The 23,657-nt window shown below is 36.1% G+C and carries 20 protein-coding genes; 10 read left to right on the forward strand and 10 right to left on the reverse strand.

Going from position 1 to position 23,657, the window contains the following annotated elements; translation table 11 throughout:
- Window positions 1–160: 160 nt before the first annotated feature.
- The 6 genes from H5158_RS05530 to H5158_RS05555 all read right to left on the reverse strand — a co-directional run bounded on the left by H5158_RS05530 (window position 161) and on the right by H5158_RS05555 (window position 10,772).
- Window positions 161–2,836: a TonB-dependent receptor plug domain-containing protein gene (locus H5158_RS05530; protein WP_259399420.1), complete on the reverse strand. Its 2,676-nt coding sequence runs from the start codon at window positions 2,834–2,836 to the stop codon at window positions 161–163.
- A 4-nt stretch (window positions 2,837–2,840) separates the two neighbouring features.
- The gene (locus tag H5158_RS05535) at window positions 2,841–5,579 is read right to left on the reverse strand and encodes an Ig-like domain-containing protein (protein WP_182739633.1); all 2,739 of its coding nucleotides are present in this window, start codon (window positions 5,577–5,579) and stop codon (window positions 2,841–2,843) included.
- A 163-nt stretch (window positions 5,580–5,742) separates the two neighbouring features.
- Complete coding sequence (locus H5158_RS05540) at window positions 5,743–6,312, reverse strand: PepSY-associated TM helix domain-containing protein (protein WP_182739634.1); 570 nt, start codon at window positions 6,310–6,312, stop codon at window positions 5,743–5,745.
- Window positions 6,305–6,772 (reverse strand): DUF4920 domain-containing protein, encoded by a 468-nt coding sequence (locus tag H5158_RS05545; RefSeq protein ID WP_182739635.1) that lies wholly within the window; start codon window positions 6,770–6,772, stop codon window positions 6,305–6,307. Before H5158_RS05545 ends, H5158_RS05540 begins: the two co-directional genes overlap by 8 nt.
- A gap of 20 nt (window positions 6,773–6,792) precedes the next feature.
- Window positions 6,793–9,615 (reverse strand): M16 family metallopeptidase, encoded by a 2,823-nt coding sequence (locus H5158_RS05550; protein WP_182739636.1) that lies wholly within the window; start codon window positions 9,613–9,615, stop codon window positions 6,793–6,795.
- A gap of 626 nt (window positions 9,616–10,241) precedes the next feature.
- The gene (locus H5158_RS05555; protein WP_182739637.1) at window positions 10,242–10,772 is read right to left on the reverse strand and encodes a hypothetical protein; all 531 of its coding nucleotides are present in this window, start codon (window positions 10,770–10,772) and stop codon (window positions 10,242–10,244) included.
- A 424-nt stretch (window positions 10,773–11,196) separates the two neighbouring features.
- Between H5158_RS05555 and H5158_RS05560 the strand changes: the two genes are divergently transcribed.
- A complete protein-coding gene (locus tag H5158_RS05560) occupies window positions 11,197–12,393 on the forward strand; it encodes a hypothetical protein (RefSeq protein WP_182739638.1) in 1,197 nt (398 codons plus the stop codon).
- A gap of 246 nt (window positions 12,394–12,639) precedes the next feature.
- A complete protein-coding gene (locus H5158_RS05565) occupies window positions 12,640–13,296 on the forward strand; it encodes an inovirus Gp2 family protein (protein ID WP_182739639.1) in 657 nt (218 codons plus the stop codon).
- Between the two features lie 190 nt (window positions 13,297–13,486).
- On the opposite strand, the gene H5158_RS05570 is transcribed toward H5158_RS05565, so the two are convergent.
- Genes H5158_RS05570 through radC form a run of 4 tightly spaced genes read right to left on the reverse strand, consistent with a single transcriptional unit; the run spans window position 13,487 to window position 15,234 of the window.
- On the reverse strand, window positions 13,487–13,726 hold the full coding sequence (locus H5158_RS05570; RefSeq protein ID WP_182739640.1) for a hypothetical protein: 240 nt from the start codon (window positions 13,724–13,726) through the stop codon (window positions 13,487–13,489).
- A 31-nt stretch (window positions 13,727–13,757) separates the two neighbouring features.
- Complete coding sequence (locus tag H5158_RS05575; protein WP_182739641.1) at window positions 13,758–14,318, reverse strand: tyrosine-type recombinase/integrase; 561 nt, start codon at window positions 14,316–14,318, stop codon at window positions 13,758–13,760.
- Between the two features lie 10 nt (window positions 14,319–14,328).
- On the reverse strand, window positions 14,329–14,748 hold the full coding sequence (locus tag H5158_RS05580) for a DUF2787 family protein (RefSeq protein WP_182739642.1): 420 nt from the start codon (window positions 14,746–14,748) through the stop codon (window positions 14,329–14,331).
- A gap of 12 nt (window positions 14,749–14,760) precedes the next feature.
- Entirely contained in the window at window positions 14,761–15,234 is a 474-nt protein-coding gene (radC, locus tag H5158_RS05585) for a RadC family protein (RefSeq protein WP_149602878.1), read from the reverse strand.
- Window positions 15,235–15,359: 125 nt separating this feature from the next.
- Here radC and H5158_RS05590 point away from each other — a divergent pair, with 125 nt between their 5' ends.
- The 8 genes from H5158_RS05590 to H5158_RS05625 all read left to right on the forward strand — a co-directional run.
- Window positions 15,360–15,545, forward strand: a complete 186-nt coding sequence (locus H5158_RS05590) for an AlpA family transcriptional regulator (RefSeq protein WP_182739643.1) — start codon at window positions 15,360–15,362, stop codon at window positions 15,543–15,545.
- A gap of 73 nt (window positions 15,546–15,618) precedes the next feature.
- Complete coding sequence (locus H5158_RS05595; protein ID WP_182739644.1) at window positions 15,619–16,275, forward strand: HEPN domain-containing protein; 657 nt, start codon at window positions 15,619–15,621, stop codon at window positions 16,273–16,275.
- Window positions 16,276–16,277: 2 nt separating this feature from the next.
- Window positions 16,278–16,565 carry a hypothetical protein gene (locus tag H5158_RS05600; protein ID WP_182739645.1) on the forward strand — a complete coding sequence of 96 codons (288 nt, stop codon included), beginning with the start codon at window positions 16,278–16,280 and terminating at the stop codon, window positions 16,563–16,565.
- 72 nt (window positions 16,566–16,637) lie between these two features.
- Window positions 16,638–17,522: a WYL domain-containing protein gene (locus H5158_RS05605; RefSeq protein WP_182739646.1), complete on the forward strand. Its 885-nt coding sequence runs from the start codon at window positions 16,638–16,640 to the stop codon at window positions 17,520–17,522.
- The gene (locus tag H5158_RS05610) at window positions 17,515–18,303 is read left to right on the forward strand and encodes a BrxA family protein (protein ID WP_182739647.1); all 789 of its coding nucleotides are present in this window, start codon (window positions 17,515–17,517) and stop codon (window positions 18,301–18,303) included. Before H5158_RS05605 ends, H5158_RS05610 begins: the two co-directional genes overlap by 8 nt.
- Window positions 18,281–18,829, forward strand: coding sequence for a hypothetical protein (locus H5158_RS05615; RefSeq protein ID WP_182739648.1), 549 nt, complete (start codon window positions 18,281–18,283; stop codon window positions 18,827–18,829). Before H5158_RS05610 ends, H5158_RS05615 begins: the two co-directional genes overlap by 23 nt.
- Window positions 18,830–18,838: 9 nt before the next feature.
- Window positions 18,839–22,546, forward strand: a complete 3,708-nt coding sequence (brxC, locus tag H5158_RS05620) for a BREX system P-loop protein BrxC (RefSeq protein WP_182739649.1) — start codon at window positions 18,839–18,841, stop codon at window positions 22,544–22,546.
- Window positions 22,547–22,548: 2 nt separating this feature from the next.
- Window positions 22,549–23,657 (forward strand): BREX-1 system adenine-specific DNA-methyltransferase PglX (locus H5158_RS05625; protein WP_259399421.1); only part of this gene is annotated, 1,109 nt, incomplete at its 3' end.

Consider the following 23,657-nt stretch of genomic DNA (forward strand, 5'->3'; position numbering starts at 1 on the left):
TATTTTAAATGTTACCTATAACATAACAATTTCGGTTGCAATTAACCACTGCTCCCGTACTTATTTATTACTCATCAAGGGTTTATACATATGTATAAACCAAAAAAGGACGTCTTCTGACGTCCTTTTATACAACTGTATTTAGCAGAAAATAGACTTATTAAAAATTATAGCTTGCGCCTAACCAATACATTCGACCAGGCTCAACGCCTGAGAACCCTTCGGTCACTGTGTTGGTACGTGCATTAAATAAATTAGTAATATCGGCTCTTAACTCAACATTTTGACCTTTAACAAACTCATAATTAAAGCGTAAATTTAAGCCAACCATAATACGTGCTTCAATCTCACGCTTTTCATACACGGATAGATAAACAGTTTCAATAGCGCAGGTACTGCACTCTTGCGTTAAACCATATGATTCGAGCCTAGTTGTTTTTACTGCATTATCATAAGCACCTTTGTAGGTCGCGCTTAAACCTGTACTTAAGCTATCTAGCCAATCGACATTCCAACCTATATTTGCAATCACGGGGCTGGCAAAGTTTGTTTTCAACATTTGTAGCTGACTTAAACTTACCGCTCGTCCTTCGTCCCCCTCTTGATAATAAACTAATTCTTCAAGCGGAGTATTATCTGCATCGGCATCGTAACTAAGGTTCGACGCTTTATTTTCACTATAGCTAACATTCGCCCATAACGAGTGCCCAGCAAAGCGCGCATCCCAGGCTATTGAGTAACGTTTACTTGAGCCTGTGCCATTATTGGTCATTCGGATGTATTTATAACCATCTTCACTGACTTCATCTGATCTAACACGTGAAAACTGTTGTTTTTTAAGTCGCCTTACATACTTAATCGAAAAATTACCAAAGCTTTGTGTTGCGTGTTTAAGGCCTAAAGCAATTTCATCATCATAGGGTGTATCAAGCTCATCAAACTGGTATTTAAACTCACCGGTATAAGCCGATGGCTGCCAGCCTTGCAAACGTGAATCACGAATAGGACGATATTCCCGATAAGAAAAACGTTGCTGTTCACGAATTTTATAACTCATCAAACTAGCATCATAATAACGGTTTGCACCCGCCGTGAGCAATGTGTTGCCATCATCAAAAATATCGTAACCCACTGATAAGCGTGGAGCTATATTGTGATTTTTTAAAAAGTCATCATAATCATAACGCAAACCTAGATTTAGCGATAACCGCCACCACTTTAAACTATCGGTGATAAACAGAGATTGACGAGATAACGACACATCAATATGTTCTTGCGGCGTTACCTGACGTGATGAAAAATATTGCGCTGCAACGAGAGTGTTCTCAGCATATGCTAATGATTGCTCGGGATCATTAAAATTAAATGTCCCCCCAAATTGCTCAGCTAAGGTGGTTAAGTCAACGCGGTACTGCTCTTGTACACAATCAAGTGTGTAGCCGTTACAATCCAGTGGATTGTTAGGATTAAAAATATATTGAGGGGCATTGTAATTATAGCTGTCTTGATCACGATCGCGTTTTACTGACTGCGAAGTGTATTCACCTCCGAGCTTAATATCATGCTCCATACTTAACCATTCAAAACGAGGGACATCTAACGATGATTTAATATTGATAGTATCTTGCACTGTGTCCAAATTACCATAACCGCCCTCTTGCGATAACCGAATATCATCTCCCTGATCGGCTAACTGTCCCCACTCTTTTCCTTTAATTTGTAGCCAACTAAAGTAATGCTCGGGCCCTTCTCGGCTACTGTCTGATCGACTGTAGTTAATTTTTGTATCCCAATATCCAAACTTAGTGTCATTAGCAAAATTTGCAATAAGTCCCATATTGCCACCTTCAAGTTTATAATCACTTGCAGCAACATCTTTTAAATAAGCATCACTTTGATACGGTGAATACATCGCCGTTAAATCAAGCTTATCTATCCAGCCATCACGATAGCTGTATTTAATTAACGAATTTATATTTGTACGTTTTTGCGTTTGCATAGTTTGTAATGACAAATCCGATATTTCACTTTGCATATAATTAACGCTGAATAAAACACCGTGGTGTTTGTTAAAGCGTTTTTGTAATGATAAATCTAGGTTTTCTTTTGTATAACTGGGTGGCTCTAACGCATCCGCCGTCTCGCTAACTCTTTCCTCATCACCTTGGATAACGTGGTATTGCCCCCAGTCACTTTGATTTGTACGATACGCAATACTGCCCGAGTCGCCAGTTAAAAAGGGGGACTTTGTTTTTACATCAACAATGCCACCGGAAAAATCCCCATACTCGGCGGGAATGTTGTGATCGTACACCGTTATTGAATCAACAATATCGCTGTTTACATTCATCGTTTGCACACCACCAGATACATCATTTGCACTGGCCGTAAGCCGTGAGCTGGTTGCAGGATCAACACGATTATTGTAGTTCATGCCATCTAAACTAAACCCTGTTTGCCACGGCTGAGCACCTGAAATTGAGATCTCAGGTGCGGTAATTTCCGCAAGACTATCAATACTCATCGCTTCATCACTTAATTGCACACCAGGCAAAAGAGAAATTAGTTCATTAATATCGCCGTTTCCTTTAGGAGTCGCATTAATAAAATCTCTATTTAAATATGCGCGGCCAATCACTTCGGGCACTTCAATACCAATAAACTGGCCATTAACCTGAATGTGCTCAAGGTTTGCACAATCTTTTGTTTCGCAGTGCTGTTTTTCTGTTTGATTACTCTGCTCTTTTACTTCATTCCCATAAGCATTGGGTAATGCAGTAACAAAGAGTAAACACGTCAATAGACACGGTGTTTGCATGTGTTGCATTTGTTTCATCCTATTAATTCCCAATGGGTGTTATGTCTTGATTGTCTGGTATACCATCGCTATCTGCGTCGTCATCAGCCACCAAACCAGACTCATCAATTTCACTTTGCGAAACCCCTGGTAAGAAAAAGTTAGGTCTACCATCATAATCGGTATCGACACTTGCCACTTGGCTCCCTAAAAAATCATCTTTTTGGGCGATCAACAGTGCTCTTTGTGCATTTAATTCCATGCGATCAGCTTCTGCAAAAGCAGATGAGTTAACCACTTGTAATGCTTTGTCATATGCGTTTAACATAGTTAAAGCAAAAACCATTTCTTCTCCTGCATCCTGTATTTCTTTATCTGAAGATTGCAGTGTTGTATCAACAATAGAGTTAACGATTTCAGTAGCTACTTCAATAACGTGTGCTCGCTGTGCTTGATAGTCAGGAATATTAGCGACACTAATCGACAGCTGTGCAACAAAGCTCAAAGAGCTATCTATCTGGTTATTAATAAGGTAAGTATTAATAGATTTTAAGATAACCATTCGGTCGCTTGCCGTTAAGGTATCTGCATGTTGTTTATATATCGCTAAAGAGCGTTTGATTTGCTCTTGTGCTGGTGCTAACTCGCCTAATTGGATGTAAGAGCCTAAGTACTCATATAGAAATTTAAATTGATCTTTTATTTCAGTATTTTCACCCTCAAATAAACGAGCAATTTCTGCATTTAATGAATTTGTTACTCTACTGGTATCTGTTTTATCGTTGGCGAATATGTGGGTTTTTAATAAATCATTGAGCGCTGAGATATGAGACTGTGTATTTTTAGTTTCTGAAAGAAGCTTATTGAATACCAAATCACTACAAAACTGGATCTGTGCTGCTACATCACCACCTAAATTAGCAACATGCTTAGTTATGAGTGTACAGCCTTTATAACCACTAATATAACTAGTAAGTTGCTGAAGAATATACTCATCATTACTGATTAAAGTGTTAGCTTTATCTACTAATTTAAGCGCCAGCTGAGTTTCACCCAAATTATTCAGTAGTGTCATCAAACCAGTATCAGCGTCTAAAATTAAGCTTACATAATCTCTTGTGTCTGCGTTATCTTGATAGAGTTTATCGAGCGGTGCAAAAGCATCATCAACACTAAAACCATTCAATAGTTTTGTTAAAACAATATATTTTAATTCAGCCGCTTTGGCATTATCAGTATCTGTTGATTTAGTGAGTTTAGCGTAAACAGGGTTCGTCTCTTGTTCACCGTACAGCGCCACAATTAAACCCGATAAAGAAGTTAAAGGGTAAGTATAACTGCCGACCGTTGCTTCTGAATAAGGCGAGGCTGTATAAGGATAAGCGTTATCGAGGCCAACAATTCCATAGTAACTAAGCCCTTTATTTAAAAGTTGTTTAGCTAAGTCTATTTTTCCTAATTGGTAGGCAAGCTGAGTCGCTCGAGCAATATGTAATGCATTAAATTGATTTTGCTTTTCATCTTTATAAACACCCCTTTTTTGAATGTAAGGCGGGGTCAACTCAATTAACTCAATGTAATTATCCAGTATCAAGGAGGCTTGTTCGCGGTTTTCAGATGTCGGTTTAGCCAAGTAGTTATCTAACAACTGGCTAGTTGCTGAATACGCACCGTTAAGATAATAACCATAAGAACTTGTATATGTATCTTCACGCACTACAAGTGCATACTCTTTCAATTTATTGAGTACAGTAACTGCTTCACTCACATAATTCGCATTGATAAAGCCTTTCGTCAACGTATAAAAAAACGATGTATCTTTACTGGTAATATTGGCAACCCCCTTGTTTGCAAGCGAACTATTGGCTAAGCTAAAGCTTGCCATTAAATAAGGGTATGCTTTATCCATTAAGCCCAATTCAATATACTTATCAGCTAACGCTTTATAAGCTTGTGAACGAACAAACTCATCGGACATTTTATCAATAAACTCTTGGCCTGTTTCTTCAAACCCCGCAACAGTATAACTAATTGATAATGCCTCTCGAATGTCATTAAGTATTAGATCATCATTGATGGTGTTTGCAATTACCTGAGCTTGCTTAAGGTGTGACTTAGAAGAACTATAATAATAATTATGCTTGTCTTGGTTAGTAACATACGAAGGAATAAGATTAATAACAGCAGTCAATGGCGTTTCAATACGGCCATCTGTATAACTGATGGTAAAACTACCAGAAATACTGTTGAGTGTCGGTGCGGTATAAATAAACTCGCCCGTATTTTCATTCAGTACTAGCGTTCCTTCTTCTGGCGCCTTTAGCACTTTGACTGTCACTGAGTCGCCATCTGGATCGTAAAATTCAATCTGACCTTCAGTGGTTGTCGATGATGTAACGGCAACGCTCGTTGACAACAACTGCGGAATATCATTAACATTTTCAACTGTAAAGTTAATAACAACACGGCTACTTTTTGAGCCATTTGTTGCAGTGATGGTAATACTGTCTGCACCAAAATAATTCTCATCGGGCGTATAAGTATACTCGCCATTATTATTAATTTTTACCGCGCCATGGTTTGCTGCAGAACCTAAAATATAGCGAATATCATCACTGGCATTTGTCACAGCGACTTGATCGGTATAAGCAGTATCCTCTTTGAGCACAACCGTTTGTGTTTCATTGGCAAAAGTGGGAGTCTCACCACTATCACTACCTCCTCCACAGCCAGCCATTATAAGCGCAGCTGCTATAGGCAAACTTTTAAATAATACATTCATTTATTGACTCAATCCTTATTGAAAACAAACAACGACACACCAATGTAAATAATTAGTATTCACCATCGTGATTGCAAAAGTTCGATTTTTAAGCGTTTAAATTGTCATTTTAGATTGCTGTGCAGTTTATTTATTATTTTAAACACCATAACTGCACTGCTTTTTATAAAAATATAAATAGTGCTGGTAATGTAATTCCTGCGACCAAGTAGATCGATTTTTTGCGCCACGGACTATTTTTACCTTTCACCATAAATAACGCCGACACCGCTAAAAATAATAATAATACAGCGTAAATATCAGAGAAAATCACCCATGCTTTATGGCTTTCGTTTAAATGCAAACGATTAAATGCTTGCAATACATATCGCGGTGATATTTCTTCAAACACCAATGATGACGTAGGTATATTTAAAGTCAGGTTTGAGCCATCTTTTAAAAATACTCGGTATTCTTGCGCCGAACTCCAGTAACTACTTTTAAAACCTTTACTGGTATCAACAGCTTTTATTACGGCTTTATTAATTGCCTCATCATTCATTTCTAACCAGGGTTGCTTAGGCAAACTATACTCTGATCGCTCAACTGCATAGTTAGGATTCCAGTCGTCAATATGATTAACTGCAATACCTGAAACCGCAAAAATAATAGTTAAACCGATACAAAAATAGCCAATGTCTCGGTGCAATGTACGGTTTAACTTAAACCAGCTAAAAGACTGCTTTCTAGTCAAGAATGGTTACCCCTGATGGTGTTAATTGATAAAAGTTAACCGCCGCCGTGACTGATTCAGGATCAAACGCTTTGCCTTGTTTTTTAGCTTCATCAGCTAAATAACTTTTACTTTGCTCAAGAGATAACGGATGGCTTGTGAGCTTTCCTTTTATTAAAGCATCTTTGCCACGTGCGCTCATCGGAAAAACCATTTCACCATCACGAACTTTTACAAAAAGTTCTTGAAAGCGCTGATCAGATTGTACCGTCATCCAACAGCCTCTTTTGCTACACACATTGGTAACTATTCCTTTGATAACGATTTGCTTATCAACATAACTATCTGGCGTTGCTAATACGGTTGATACTTTGATAACGTCATCTGAATTAACAGTTTCACCAAACTGGTTTTGCGCCGCGTGTACTGTAAAAAACATTGAACAGGCTATTAAAGCTGCCACTAAGTGTTTTGCAAACATATCGAATCCTTATAATGTATTTAAAATGAGTTATTTAGTTCTTCAATTGGTTTTGTTACAAGCGTAACTTGATTTTGTACTGGCAAAATTTGCCCCGCAATAGATGACAAACTCATATTCGTTACTAAACTAGGTAAACTATTTATATGAGCTAAATACCGCGCATCATCATAACTTTGCATACTCAGTTCCAAACGCTTTAACCATGTAGATGGTTGCTTTAAACGTTGCTTTTCGGCATATACAAGGTTTTGCTTTAGCTTAATTAAATCAAGTGTTTTTAAAATCTCTGGCATAGTCGCAAGTACATTATCAGTCGCTGCTATTAGCTCTTCACGTCTATTTGGTGCACAAATAAATGATAACGATAGTTGCACCTGATTCGTAAATTGATCTAATTTCATCGAAAAATCAATATTATATATACCTGATAATTCATACCTTAAACGCTGTTTTAATTGTTGACGTGTCACCTCTGATAAGGTTGCCACTAAAAAAGCGTTTTCAGGAGTCCACGTAAACGAAGTAAAGCCTTCTCGCATAACTTTACTTTTAGGTTCATTATAATAATTAACCTCTAGCTGCTTAATGCCACTTTGCTGTATGACTGGTTTGGATGTTAGTGCAGGAGTTCGCTTAATAGATGCTAATAAATGAGTTAACAGCTCATCACTGTTAGCGGGTTGTTTTCCTAAAATATATATCGTTACTGGTTGCAATAAAACATCTTTCGCTATCGACTCTAATGATGCCTTAGTTAAGCCCTCAATATTATCACTGGCAGTATCAGCTAAATCATCTGCTGAAAAACGAGCTTGAGAAATGATCTTTTTCAGTGATGTATTTGGCTTAGCTTGTTTATCGTAAAACTTAATAAGTTCCTGCTTAGTGTCGGCAAAGCCTTGTGAGTCAAGTTGGCCTTGCTCAATGTGTAAGCGGTAAGTTTTCAATAAATCAGTAAACTCGTGTTCTTCAACAACGGCACCAATACTTAGCTGATCAGCTTTATACACCCAAGACCACTTAGGTAATTGCTGCCACTGTTGTTCAGTAAACCCTTTAGGCGGTGTTTGTTGCCACAATTGCACTGCAAGCTGACTTAAGCTAGGTGATTGCTGTTGATTATCATAGCCTGCTGCTGTCGTGATATTGATATAAAGTTGGTTATTTGCGGTTGGTTTATTTAACCAAACAACTCTATCATTATTATCTAATTGCCAAACAGTGATCTCAGGCGCATCACCACTGACTGCAATTTGTTGTTTGGTAATGATATGACCTGCAGCAAATTCGCTCATATCTGGCAGATTTACTGACGGCAGTACAGGTTGCGGTGCTTTTTTAGGGGCTGTATAAGCGACAGGTGGAGCAAGGTCTTTAGGCGTTAAAGCTTGTATCGCTTTGACTTGTGTTAATGATAATTGATACTTTTTAACATCACCGGGAAATTGTAAATACAAAAATTGATCGCCTGCGTTTAGCAATTCTTTAAGACGAATATTTAAACGTTCAATTGTAATTTTATTAAGTAAATCAAGTTGAAAACGTGCTTTATCACGACTATTGAGCAGTATTTTATTACTGGTCACAGCATTGGTGATTTTATCTTCCCAGCCATTATAATCGCGGCTGTCTTCTCCTTTACCTAGTTGGCGTTGCAGTATCGCTCGGGCTTTTTCTTTATGTGCTTGCAACTCAAGCTCATCCAATCCATAGCTTAATAAACGACGGCGCTCTGTCCAGATGTCCTTGAGACCTTGGTGGTGGTTTTTTGAACGTGACACAAAAGCAGCAATAATTCGCTTATTGGTTGGTTGTTTTAAATGTAAACTGACTTTACGTTGATCATAAAATTTACGGTCACGGATAACTTGATCACTGATCATTTTACGTAAAAAATAGCGAACTAAGCGGTCTTCTTCAGCGGCAAGAGAACTCGGCTCAGCAAGTTTACTTCTAAAACCGAGAACGGTTGCAGTAGAGCTTCCTTGTGGATCTTGAATACTACCAATATGAAATTGTTTTTTTAATGGTAACTCAACGTAGTCTCTATTCGGCTTAGGCGTGTTATTTTGCGGTGCAAAATATTTATTAAGTGCTTCAATAGCTTGTTTTTTGTCTATATTGCCAGAAATAACCAACGACATATTACTCGGTACATAAAACGTTTTATAAAACTGAGCAATATCAGCAGCAGTCGTTGCTAAAATACTTTCTCTTGTACCTATAGCCGGCCTGCTCACATAACGAGAGCCATGTCTAACCTGCTCTTTTTTAAGTCGGCTAACACGCTTAGCAACATTTTCACCGCGACGCCACTCTTCTAAAATAATGCTTTGCTCTTTTTGCCAATCTTGCTCTTTAAATTGCGCACCAAAGGCAATATCAGCCATTAGCGCCAAAGATTGTGATAAATCAAGTGCATCATTAACACGCGTACGGATCATGAACTGGGTTAATGATTCACGAGTCACAGCATTAACCTGCTTGCCCGTTGACCAACCTAAAGTATTAAAATACTGATGAAGGGATTCTGGGTGTGCTTTTGTGGTACGAAATACCATATGTTCAACCATATGAGCAACGCCGCTTGGCGTTGCCTCATCAACGGAGCCAGCATTAACAATTAAACGGATATTAAAAGGATCTGTTTGTTCTTCGCTGTCATACAAATAATAAGTTAAACCATTATCGAGCTTACCGACTGTAACGCCATCAGCCCAAGGCTTCGATTGTTCCGGTACAGATACACAACCACTTAATAACAAAAGACTTAAACAAGAAAAAACAAAGAACCGCTTAGGGAATATAAACGTAGCTTTTAAAAAACGACAAAAAAGCATAAACCAACCCATCAATATTATTGTAATATAAATTAAGGGCAATATAATAAAGGTACTTACCAGTAATGGCAACGCAAAAATCAATTGCAATGATAACTATTATCAAAAAGATTACTAGGAAATCCATTTAAGATAACAACAAAGCATAATTATTACACGCTATCCGTTTGGCTGCTTTTTATTCATACATTATAAACTGCACACTTCTTGAATAAGCATTTACTTTATAAATTAGCTACTTAGTAAATAAAAACTAACTGAAAAATATAAAATCAACGTGTTAATAATTTTATAGTAGTGGGAGATATTGGACTAAACTTGAATAATTAGTTTTACTTTATAGCAATTGAATTAATGAGCTATTTACAGACTAAAATAATTATATTGTTAATAACCTTGATATCAAGGGCTGAAAAAGTTCGTATTGATGAAGGCACAAAAAAGGACGCCATGAGGCGTCCTGATATAGAATAATGGCGGGAGGGAGGGATTCTTAAGAGCCCAGCAACCCACTGATTATCAATAAAAATACCGAAAACAATAAACACAAGGAATACCAATAGGTATACTAAAAGTTATTTATTTTTAAAAATAACCAAGGCGGCCTAAAGAAAGCTCAGCTTGCCCTACTCCTCCCAAGCATCTAATAATCTAGTAATCTTACCATCAATAGTTGATAAGTTTTCTCTTATAGCTTTTAAGTCAAGGCTATCATCAAAAGTTCTCTGTTTGTGTTTGTAAGGTTCTTGTACTTTTGTATCTTTAGAAATCAGCTTAGGGTTTTTCCTAGCGTAATTTATTAGCTTTTCAATATATTTAGATTGAGATATTTCATCCGCGGCACTTAACGTCTTTAGTTTATCACGCGCTGATTTAGACACCTCGAGCTGAAGTTTACAGACTTTATTAGAGATATTGTTTAAGCCTCTTTCATAGCTTTTCCATGCTTTATAGAGCTTATCAAGACTAACTTTTTGACTATCTTCATTATCACTTATACGTTTTATTTCATCTCTAATAAAGCTATCTAATGTGGCATCTGGAGATTTAAAATAACTACTGTAACTGTCATAGCGGCATGCTAGCCATTTACGCAAATCTTCATTATCTTCATTAACCCACGTCAAAATCTTCTTGCTAGCAATCCGATCTGTCATTAGTTCTTCCCTGTGTTTTACCGTTTGCGGATGTTATCGAAAACAATAATCCAATACCAATTTGTAAGCAACTGCTTTGCGATCAGAATCTACCTCACCTCCTGATTAAGCTGTGCAATTAGGTACCAGCCAAAATCTAAATTAGTTATTAAATAGAACTCACATCAAAACCTCACCAGGTACCTTTTAGATACTAAATTAAATCCTCAATATAACTCCCAATAAGACCCTAAATCAGACTCTAAATTAGACGATCAATTAGACAATCAATTAGACTTTTAAAACTAATAAAAAATCTAAACTAGAGTCTAATTGAGATTAAATATCACACCTTTTTTAAATTACAAAATAATACCCTGTTATTGTATTTATTAATCTATTCTGCTCTACTAGCAGGTATACTCCCCCACACGAAAACAATCAAATGAATGAGTTTTTTACTTTCACATCTAATTTATCTCCATATACAAAGTGGGTGTTAATTCGTTTAATTACAGGGAGAGTAATTGGAGACAAATTATCTAAAGCTGACTTCCTTGAATTAGGATGTACACACAATAAATTTAAAAAAGTAATAGAAGAGCTACAAGAATTTAATGCAATTTTAAAGCACAAAACTGAACATTCTAAAAAAGGACGACCTGCTGAGTCATACATTTTTATCTACGATGAACACACAGAAATGACTAAATCATTACCGATCGAAAAGCTTCTAAAAGTAGAGGGTAAAAGTTTTAGAGTGCCTGTGAAAATAGTATGGTGCTTCTTCGTACTTAACCAGGATGAGTTTGGGCACGTTGAAAACTTTTCATTGCCTACCATAGCTAATGCTTGCGGGTTAAAAACAATAGAGGTAAAAACAGCTGTTACTAAACTTATAGAACACGATTTAATTACACAATTAACAAGAGGGTGTACTTTCAGGAAAAATGAGGTATTCACTTATGAGGAAAATCGACTTATTACAAAAAGGCCATCCGCATACAGTTTATCAATACCTAATTACGATAGTTTAGATGAGCTGAATACAACTGCATTAGACTTTAACTTATTATTAAGTTCAAAAGAGGTTAAAATTGGAGATTATGTAAGTAGCATTTGTAATTGGTTACCAAGCAGCTTTGACATTCGGTACAAAGTGCTTTTTGATGTTTACCTAAATGGCCATTTTTCAGGGCTTACATTTGAGTTAGTTAAATCATATTTAGCTGATCAACCCGAGAGTTCTATTGATAACTTTCGGAGCTCCTTGGCTCTACTTACTATAAAGTGTATAAAAAAAATTCTTAGTTGTAGAAACCAAAAACAACACCTATCTATACTTGATGTTAGCAATTCACTATTTGGAACAACTGATATTTTTCACATGAATTCGAATTTATATCATCTAAGTAGTTTTATCACTTCATTTATAAATGTTTATGTAAATTGCTTATTGTTTATTACATATGCTTACTTTAAAAAATCAACTCCCTTTCGAGTTAAAGCCTACAGAAACTACATATCTGAAATCGATAATATGAAAGCTAATGTTTTTGTCTTGAAAAGGAACCTTTTTTTGTGCCTGAATACAAACAATCTTACTCCAAAAGTAAGAATAGTATTTAGTTCAAAAATATAGATATCATAGCTCTCAATTTAGTTTAATCGAGTAGTAACTTTAGAGCAGAAATAATTAAACGCAAAGCTCGTATGTGGAGTGCTCGAATAAATAGCCCATTGATACTTGCTTACTTTTTCCAAAACTAATTTCGGTTTGGTAGTATTTATAGAGATTTTAATTCCCTAGATATTATTCAATTACTAAATATTAAAAAAATACAACTCACACACCTGATATGAACTAATACATACCAGGAGAAAGAGTATGAACAACCCAACCCAATACCCAGTAACAACCAACCCTACATACAATCAATATCAAACACTCGCTAGAGTAGATCAGCGACTGGTTATTCCCTACTTAAATGCTATTGAGAAAGTAATGCATGCTGCATGTAGTGAGCATAAAAGAACGTTTGCAGTCAGAATTGATTTAAGGCTACCTGCTTATTCAAATACAATTGATTTAGATAACAATAAAATCATTACACGATTTATTGCTTCTCTTGAGGCGCAGATTAAAGCAGATACAAAACGTAAAGCTCGTGATGGTAAAACCCCACACCCATGTAATATTAGATATATTTGGACTAGAGAGAAAAACGAAGCTCACCATCAGCATTATCATTTTGTACTGTTTTTCAATAAGGACCGGTATCACTGTACGGGTAAAATAAATATAGAAAGTGATAACTTGTTTACTCGAATAGCTAAGGCCTGGGCAAGTGCGTTGACCTTACCAGTAGATGAAACGATGGAATTTGTTCATTTGCCTGATAATGCACACTATTACCTTGACGCTAATAACCCTAATTTTGCTCAAAACTTCCATGCTCTTTATTGTCGAGTAAGTTACTTCGCCAAGCTTAGAACTAAACATTACGGCTTAGGGCACCGTTGTTTTGGTTATAGTCAAAGGTAATATTCTAATTAGGACCTGTGCTTCTCAATACTTGTTCTAACGCCCTTTTGAGACCTTCAACTAGCTTAATAAGCTAAAACCCTTAGTACATGAGGGGTGGCAGGTTCCCAAAATAGCATTACGAGAAGCGCTATTTACACTACAAAAGCAAAAAAAGAACGCACTGCAAAAATGCGTTCTTTGTTTACTTCTAATCAAATAAACTCGCTACCCCAGCTAGCAAACCACTAGCAACAGCCAATGGCACCGTAACAGGTGCAGATGCAACACCTAAGCCAACTACTAATGCACCAGATACAGCAGCTCCTGCTACAGCACCAGAGCTTATAGCAATGGCGGTCCTACTAAGTGAAGGCTCAGAACTGCCGGTTATTTGTTTAGATACTTCATTTCCTACTACACCGCACGTAACGGCTTTTTCTAACGACATAACAAACTTACTCCTATCATATGTAATAAATTTATAGCTCTAACTCTTCAAAGTCTTTATCGATTTCCTCCTGAGTTATACCAATGTAACGAAGTGTTGTTGCTTCGGAGCTATGGCGAAGCATTTTCATTACACGGGCAATATCTTGGGTTTTATGATAGAGGTGATAACCTCTCGTTTTTCGCATTGAGTGCGTGCCTAACTTTAAATTAAGCTCTTCACCCACTAACGCAAATGCTCTTGTTACAGCCCTTCGAGATAAGGGCCGTGGTATTGAACTTTTAGCTTGTTGATTGCGATACGATTGAAATAGGTAAACATGGTTAGGGTGAGTAACGCGTACTTCGTGGATAAACGCTAATGCTTTCTGATTAAGCTTAATCTCTGCTAGCTTTCCTGTTTTACTCTCAAATATAATTAACCTGTCGTTTTGTATATCCGTAAATTTAACAGACAACAAATCAGATATACGCAATGCTAGGTTCAATCCTATATTCCAAATATGGCTCATCTGCTTAGAGCAACGTTTTTCGAGCAAGTAACTAATTAACTTAACTGTATCAAGGTCCTTAATCGCTTGTACTTCAGCCATAACCAACTCCTTAATCAGTTGTAATACTGACCTGGTAGCAACCTGTGTTGTAATACTCAACAAAGTTAGCCACAAACAAGGTTAAAAGGTCCTTTCCCTCTCGTTCACTCAACCAGCCCACCAGCATGTGATATACCCGTTTAATCACAAAGCAAACATCAATCTCCTTCACTAATTCAGAATCCGTTCGGCCCTGGTATGAAAAATCAGTAATGTATATAAGCTCCCAACCAATACCCCGTTTTTCTAGCCTGACCTCGACTGGATGAAAGCCACCGGCTTTAGCGCTGTAATCTTTATCACGGAAATTAATAATTAGCGCCTTAGCACATCCTACCGACTCCCCTGCTTTAGCAACTGCATTAACGATCACACCAAACAATGATTCTGGTACGTTTAATCCTGGCACTTGCTCTATTTTAATAGCCATACCCTACTCCCTTTAAATTAAGCCATGTTCCGCAAATGAATAACTGGTTTCACCAATGATGATGTGATCAACTATCGAAACATCAATAAGGTTGAGTGCTTGCTGTAATTTGGTAGTAATAAGCTTGTCAGCTTGTGAAGGCGTACTGACGCCTGAAGGATGATTGTGCGCCAGTATTACGGAGGCTGCATTAAGCTTCAGTACCTCTTTAACGACTTCTCTAGGATAAACACTCGCTGCGTTGATAGTGCCCCTAAATAACTCTTTGTATTCAAGTATGCGGTTTTGGCTATCCAAAAACAGTACAGCAAACACCTCATGCTCGATTAACGCCAGCTTATGCCTTAAATATTCTTCACTGTCTTTTGGGCATGTTAAAGCCCCATGCCTAAATTGCTTCTGAGCGATTATGTAAGCTGCTGCTTCAAGTATTTGTTCATCGCTTACTGGGTGATCAAATTCGTATAGTGACTTGTTATTTTGCATTGTTATGCCCTCTTAATGGTTTATGCAAAATAGTGATGTATATGTTTAACGTTTTTGTTTCGCCTCAGTAAAAAATTACTACCCCCGGAAAGGATATGTACTACTAACCTAACCGGAGAAACCCCATGCGTTTAATCAAATTAAAAGAAGTTTTACATATCACAGGCTTAAGCCGCTCAACTGTTTACCGCTTTATGAGTGCTGGTGGGTTCCCCATGAAAGTTGAACTTGGTGGCAACTCTGTAGCCTGGGTAGAAAGGGAAGTTGAAGAATGGATAAGTGAAAAAATAGGGAAAAGAGATGTATCTTGACTACCAAATGTAGATTTTTTCTTAATTTAGCAGTAAGTTAGCCTTATTAAACGGATTTACAAGGCTGAAAAATATGCTTCATAAACAATTAAAAGATAAACAGAGGAAACTACGGTATAACTTCCCTGAAGGCTTGGCTTTAAGAGTGCATCGAGCACTTAGTTGGCTCAACAAATCTGAGCAATGCCATGATGATTTAGATTGCCAATTTATTTTTCTGTGGGTTTCTTTTAATGCTGCTTATGCCCAAGACACTGAATGCTTAAACTTCAATGAAACACAGTCGTTTAGCCACTTTCTAGAAAAGCTTGATGCTCTCGACTCACAAAATCGAATCTATAATTTGCTATGGCATGAGTTTCCAAAAAGTATTCGCATCCTTTTAAGCAATCAATTTGTATTTCAACCGTTTTGGCAGTTTCATAACGGCCAAATCGAAGAGCAAGAATACAAACAACGTTTCAACGATGCCAAACGCGTAGCTAACGTAGCTTTGGCAAATAAGGAAACGGCAAAGTTAACCTCCATCGTGTTACAACGACTCTATACCCTAAGAAATCAATTGATACATGGGGGAGCTACTTGGAACAGTAGTGCTAACAGAGAGCAACTCAAAGATGCTGTACAGTTTTTATCGCAACTCATTCCATACATCATCGATATAATGATGGATCACCCTAATGAGCTTTGGGGCGATGCCCATTATCCATTGATAAATAAAAAGCATTAAAAATGGCAAAACTAACAGAAAAGCAAAAGCAACTCTTAGAACAAGCAAATATATTAGCTAGTGAAGCAAATAAAGGTTGTATTAATTCTAAAGAAGAACTTTTGAAAATGTTTAACAAACACCCATTTATTAAAAGCCATTTATTAAAAAAATTAGCTAAAAAAAGCCGTAAATCAAACTGGAAACACATAAAAATACATAATCGTAATAAAGACTCAACTCGCGCGCCAGGAGTTATGACAGGTCTACTGGGTAAAACCTCCGCACGAACGTGGCAAAATACAAAATAAGATTAACTCATTTTGATTGCATCTTTAACTTTGCCTGATATAGTTACTACAAAATAATGATTTAGTATATTTATGACTAATACCGCATTGGATGCACTCACACATGCGCAGAGGGAACGCTTAGCGTTCATAGATTTTAATCTGCAGTACTTTGGCCAAGTTGCAAGAGCTGATTTAATTCAGCGTTTTAAAACTGGCTTAGCCGCGTGTACTCGTGATTTTTCATCATATAAAGAACTTGCACCTCAAAATCTAGTATTAAGTCATACAACTAAAAGCTACCACCGCTTAGAAAGCTTTAAACCTTTGTTCGAACATAACGCTGAGAGTATTCTCAGCGCTTTATGCCGTGGTTTTGGTGATGGCTTGTCTAGTGGAATTCAACCAAGTGGTTACTGCCAAGATGCAACGCGCTTAATACACCCAAATAGCGAAATAATCGCCACTATAATGCGTGCTATTGCTTCTAAACTCGCTTTAGAATGCCAATATACATCTTTAACTTCAGGCACTACTTCAAAGGTGTTAATCCCCCATTCTATTGTAAATAATGGTACTCGCTGGCATGTACGCGCTTTTGATAGATCAAACCAAGAATTTAGAGATTTTGTTACTACCCGTATTGAATGCCCAAAAATACTGCAACACTCTATAAATTGTGAAGAATCAGCAGATAAAGACACCCAATGGCATACCATTTACGATATAATTTTAACTCCGCATCCAAAGCTAAAACACCCAAAAGCAATAGAGCTTGATTACGCAATGGAAGCCGGAGAGTTACAGATAGAAGTAAGATCCGCTTTATTAGGTTATTTACTTAAACAATGGAATGTAGACTGTACTGAGGAAGCAAGCTTGAAATGCGATGAATATCAACTTTGGCTTAGAAACAGACAAACGCTATACGGAGCGGAAAATTTAGCTATTGCACCAGGATACATTGAGAATGAATAATTTGAATCCAGCCTCCGAGCTACAAAAATACGATACGACTATAAACGTCATTGGTAGTATCAAAGATTGTGATCCTATTTTTAAAACTATAGAAGCATATTTTGATGCTGAGTCAGCAAGTGATAATGAATTTGATTTAAGAACAGAAAAAAGTCGAAGCCGTATCGAAAGAGGTGTTGAAGTTGCCTTTTTACAATTTAGAAACCAAGACCACCAAGATTTAATTCAGTCTATTTTTGCCAGTGATTTAACGCTACAAACCAAAGAAGTTATTTTATTTTGGCAGTTTGCGCTAACAAACCGATTGTTTAGAGATTTATCTATTCGAATTTTTTCTAAAGAATATTCATCAGGAAAAACCTTCATATCTAAAGAAATATTAATAGGCTATTTAAAAGACTTTGTTAGCAATAATGAAGAGCTAAAATCCAAATGGTCAGAAGCCACCACAACAACATTAGCCACAAAATACCTTACGTTTTTAACCAAAATTAATTTTGTTGAAGGAGTAAGGAAAAAATCATTTAAACGAATTTTAATGTCATCAGATTTGTTGGTTTTATTTTTATATATTTTAAAAATAAATGAACCAGACAATCGTGATGTTTTATCAAATGAAATGTTTCCATTAGTTTTCATTGATAAAAGCGATATACAAGAAAGATTAAAAAAGTTATCACTCAAGGGTTACTTCAACATGGATTTTAATGGCGTTGAATCGAACATTGAATTAACACATAGCTATAAAGGAATTTGCGATGTCTTATCTGCTAGAAAATAAGCAAAAATTCGAAGCATTACAGTTTCAAATAACCAACCAAGACCAGCTTCGTAAGCAGGCTAATGGTGGTAATAGTATTCTTTTTACTTATCCACCTAATCAAGAACGAGAATATCTAGATAAAGCTGAAGAGCTATATCATCAACAAGCTGAATTCATCGATGTCAGTAAGTTACTTGTTCAAGCGATTGATGAAGACGGTTGGGATGCTTTTGAAGAATATTATAAAGATTTTATCAGTACACCGAGCAAGCTATTTAAGTCTGATGATCCTGAAACAGACTTATTTGATTTAATTATTCAAGCAATTGAGCAAGCTGTAGCGAATGACAAAATCCCAATGATTGTTCGCTCTGGTTGTCTATATGGTACAGGAATCGGAAACGTTAATATTATGGAACACTCTTCCGTAATGAATCTTTCTCACCCCTTAGTTATTTTTTATCCTGCAAAAGTAATTGATGACAATGTATTTTTCTTAAATTTTAAATCAGCGTCTAAATATCGCTGTATCTTGCTGAAGTAAGGGCAAACAATGACAAAAATAAATGAAATATTAACCCTCGACCTTCAAGAAGATATTAAAAACGTAATAGATTTAGAAGATCGCAGTGAAAATGAAATACGGCAAGAAATTGAATCTTATATCGTTACAGAAGGCATAGGTCGTCACCTTGATAGCTTTGCTAATACATTTACTTCTAACCTGAAAGAAACGGGTGTTTGGTTATCTGGTTTCTATGGGTCAGGTAAATCTTATTTTGGTAAAATGCTCGGTTATATTATCGATAATCCAAGCATAAATGGTACTCCAGCAAGAGAGCGTTTTATTTCTCAACTTAAAGGTATACCTAATGAAGGGTTAATCGAGAATGCGCTGCGTAATTTAGACAGTATTAACAGTCGCGTAATATTTCTTGATGTTGCGAAACAAAACACTGACCAAGGTTTATCGTTTACTTTATTTTCTAATTTGCTTAAAAACCTTGGTTTCAGAGATGATGTTTATGGTTATATGGAATTCGAGCTTTTCATTGATGGAAAATATGAAGAATTCAAACTAAAAGCCAAAGAGCTTGAAGGTAAAGAATGGAGTGAACTGAAGAAAAGTAACAGACAAGTTGCGCGAGTTATGCGTAAAATTTTTACTGGTATGGGATATTCTGAAGTTGAATACCAAGAAACTAAAGATGTTTATGCTAAAGCGATTGAAAGCTTTTCAGCGGTAAAGTTCAAAGATGAGTTAGAGCGTTACCTTAAATTTCAAACCGATGAAACATTAGTTTTTGTATTTGATGAAGCCAGTGAAGCAATAAGCCAAAATAAGTTTTCATTACTAGATCTTGAAGCTATCAGTGAGGCATTATCGAGTATTTCTAGTAAAGTTTGGACTATCGCAATTGCTCAAGAAAAGTTAGATAGTGTAATCAATAACGCCAATGTTAGTCGCAGTAGCTTAACTAAAGTAACTGACAGATTTAAAACTAAAATTCACCTTGAATCGACTGAAGTTGATGTCATCATTCGCAGCAGATTATTGAAAAAGAAAGACAGCTATTTCGATCAACTTGTCGAATATTATAATAAAAACGATGGGTTAATTTCTGACGCAACAAATTTAAAATCGTCATTCCCTACAAAAACAGAATCAGCACATGATTTTGCTACTTACTACCCGTTTCATAAGTATCAATTTGATATTTTGCAAAAGTTCTTATTTAGCTCTAACGCATTAGTTGCAACACAAATTGCAGCCCGTGGCATGATCATCACCACGTTTGATGTACTACGTAAACAAATGCGTGAACAGAGCTTGTTCTCTTTTACCACAGGTCATGCGCTTTGTAGTGAAGCACAAACAGCTCCTCCTGTAGATTTAGTTAATAAATACCATACAGCTAAAAAAATACTGGATGAAAGTGATTTAGGTATTGATGGTGAGAAGTTACTTAAAACCATTCACCTATTAGCAGACTCAGAAGTTGTAGCTCCAACAATAGAAAATATAACTAAAAGCTATATTGCAGATGTAAATGACTATTACGGTATTAAGCCCAAAATAGAAAAGTCTCTCGCAATATTGCTAGAAGCTAAAGTTCTTTTATTATCAAATAACAACTACAAGATCACTTCAGATCTTGAAGGTAAATTACTTGATGAAATGAAAGAATTTGACGTTGAATTGTTCACTAAAAAACGTGATCTCATTAATTTTATTAAAAACTACAAAACGTTTAACCCAATAGCCTCATTTAACGATGGCCATACAAGTTTCAAATTCAGTGTGCTATCTGATCAAGAAGATGAACTATGTGGTGCTGGTGGTAATAAAAACCTTAAAGTTACCGCTTATAGTTTGTTTAATATTAGTGATGACAGACAAGACTTTATTGAGAACATCAAACTAGAAACTCAATACAATAAAGACTTAATTACTTTAATTCCTGACAATAAAGACTTTGCCAAAATAGATAAGTTAATTGCTGAAATTCATCGTTATCAGTTGATGGAAGAGAAGTACTCAACAGAGTCAGATATTGATAAACGCAGAATTATTGGTGAATTTAAAACTATTAAAGAAGAAAAAGAAAAAGATCTTCGTTTTTTAATCGACAGTGCTTATAAGCACTCTACGTTAGTGTATTTATTCGATGAACATTTACTTAACGAAGATACATTCAAAGGTACAATTGTAGAGAACCAACGAAAGCTAGTTAAAAATATTTATTTCAAGCAGCTTAAAACACAACTGTCAGAAAGTTTGGTAACAAAAATATTCAGTAATAGAAAAGAAGAGCTACATAAGCTCTTTTCAGGTGATGATTTTAAATTTTTCGACTCTAATGGTAATTTCACAGGTGAACACCTTAAAGTAGTTGAAGAGATAACGGCAAAAATAAAGTCACGTCACGTTGATGGACGTTCAATAGAAGCTGACTTTTCAAATGATCCTTGGGGATATTCTTTTGGTACGTTAGTTTCTACGTTAGCTGTATTGCTTAGAGCAGGTAAATTAGCGGTTAAGTATAATGGCGACCCGTATATGTCGCACGACCAAAAAGCAGTGCATGAAGCCTTTACCAATACCACTAAATTTAAATCAGCCTCTTTTAAGTCAGTCACAGACTCTTTATCGACCGCTCAAAAGAATCAAGCGGTTCAGTTGTTGATGGAAATTGATATTGAAAAGCATACCAGCAAAAAAGTAGATTGGAGCACTAACGATTATGAACTAGCTGAAGCGACTAGGTATATGGCCGATCATTTTATTACGGCTATCTCAACATTAAACAGCTCAGTAAATAACTTTGAAACATTGTTTAGTAATGTAGCCCTGCAAAAAGACACATTATTAGATTTTTCTAGCAAAGTTACCGAAAACAACTACAAAGAAAAGGTAGAGTTTTTATTAACTAATTCAAGTGTTTATAAGTCTGCTATTCAAACGGTATTAAAGGCGCAAAAATTCATTAAGAAAAACTATACAAAAGTTAATGAGTTTAAACATTTTGCTGAAACAGTTACGGCTGAATTAATAAAAGCCAATATAGTTGATGAAACAATTAAATTGGCAAGTGAAGAACTATTAAGCTTATATAAACAAGACATGGTGAAAAACTTTGCCGCAATTCAACAACAAGCGACAAAGATAAAAGATGCTTATTATAAGTTAGTAAATACAGCCAGCAAAAATTTAACAACACAATGCGAAGCATTATTAATTAAAGTAAATAAAGCAAACAGCGCGTTAAATACGCATTACCCTAAAAATTTGAATACCCATAACGCTAATCAGTTAAATACGATTAAGAAATATTGCCAAGACAGAGTATTAACAGAGCCAGAGTTAAGTTTTTCAATCTCTTGCAAAAACAGTAGTTTTTCGTTATCTGAAATATTAACAAGTACTGAGTTAGTACCTTCAAAAGAAAACGACTTACTGATTGTTGAAAATAGTTTTGTCAGTGAGCCACCTCCACAACCTGAGCCAATACCTGCACCAGCTCCACCACAAGGAGCTAAACCTAGTGTTGGAGACCCTATACCAGAACCACCTAAGCCAGTGCAACCTAAAGCACCTCGTAAACTGAAGCTTTCTATTCCAAGCGGCAATATGACAGTACAAGAATACAAAAACATTTTAACCGCACAATTACGAGCGTTAGCATCGGCACAACCAGATGAAAAGATAGAGCTAGATCTTAGCTCTATTAACACTAATTCAAGTAAGGGAACCGCTTAATAATGAAACTTTCAGATCATGTAGATAAAATTCGTAACCTAATTTCCGCCTCTTTTGATAAGCAATTTGCAAGACTAGGTATTGGTGCAAATAAGCAAATAGAACTTGAAAAATTACCAGAACAAGTGCGCGGAAAACGTCGACATATTGAAGTAATGCTTGAAAACCATATTGGTGAAACAGGTTCTTATCAAGACGCTAGAGAAAAGTTACTGGATGAGTTGAGCTTTACTTTATTTAACCGCCTAGCGGCTGTAAAAGTAATGGAGTCAGCTAATTTATTTCCTCCTGTTATCACTAAACAAGCTGAACATGGTGGTCGTTCATTTGGTCATAAAGCGTGGTTAGAAGAATACCCTGAGAATCGTGAAAGTGAACTTGAAGGTATTCGAGATTATTTTAAACATGCCTTTAATGAATTAGGTGATTCTTTATCGCTTTACAGTAAAGAGTATCCTTATGCGTTATTACCTGATGCCATTTCGTTGAATGAGATAGTAGAAGCATTTAATGTGATAGCTGAAGATTCACAAGTTGAAGATGATATTTGGCAAAGTGATGATGTATTAGGCTGGTTATACGAAAGCTATAACAATGCCAAGAAACTAGCTTTTAAAGATAGTAAGGCGAAAACAGAATACGACAAAGTATCCTTGCAATCACAAGTTTATACGCCACGTTGGGTTGTTCAGTTTTTGGTAAAAAATTCATTAGGTAAACTTTACCTTGAAATGTATCCAGAGTCGGATATTAAAAATCAATTCAAAATAGCCAATGCACCTAAAACTCAAGAACGTGACCCTAAACCTTTACATGAAATAAAGTTAATAGATCCAGCATCTGGCTCAGGTAACTTTTTATTGTATGCCTTTGATTTTTTCTATGCGTTATATCTCGATCATATTGAAAACTACGATGCCGATTATGACGAAGATGAAATCCCAAAACTCATCATTGAAAATAACTTACACGGTATTGATTTAGATGATCGTGCAATTCAACTAGCACAATTAGGTTTATATATTAAAGCCCGTAAAAAACGCAGATTTATTAAAGGTAGCTTTAACTTCAAGGTGGTTTCATCTGATTTTTATCTCCCTGACTATGAAGA

The organism is Pseudoalteromonas sp. SR45-6, assembly GCF_014163545.1.
GTDB lineage: Bacteria > Pseudomonadota > Gammaproteobacteria > Enterobacterales > Alteromonadaceae > Pseudoalteromonas > Pseudoalteromonas rhizosphaerae.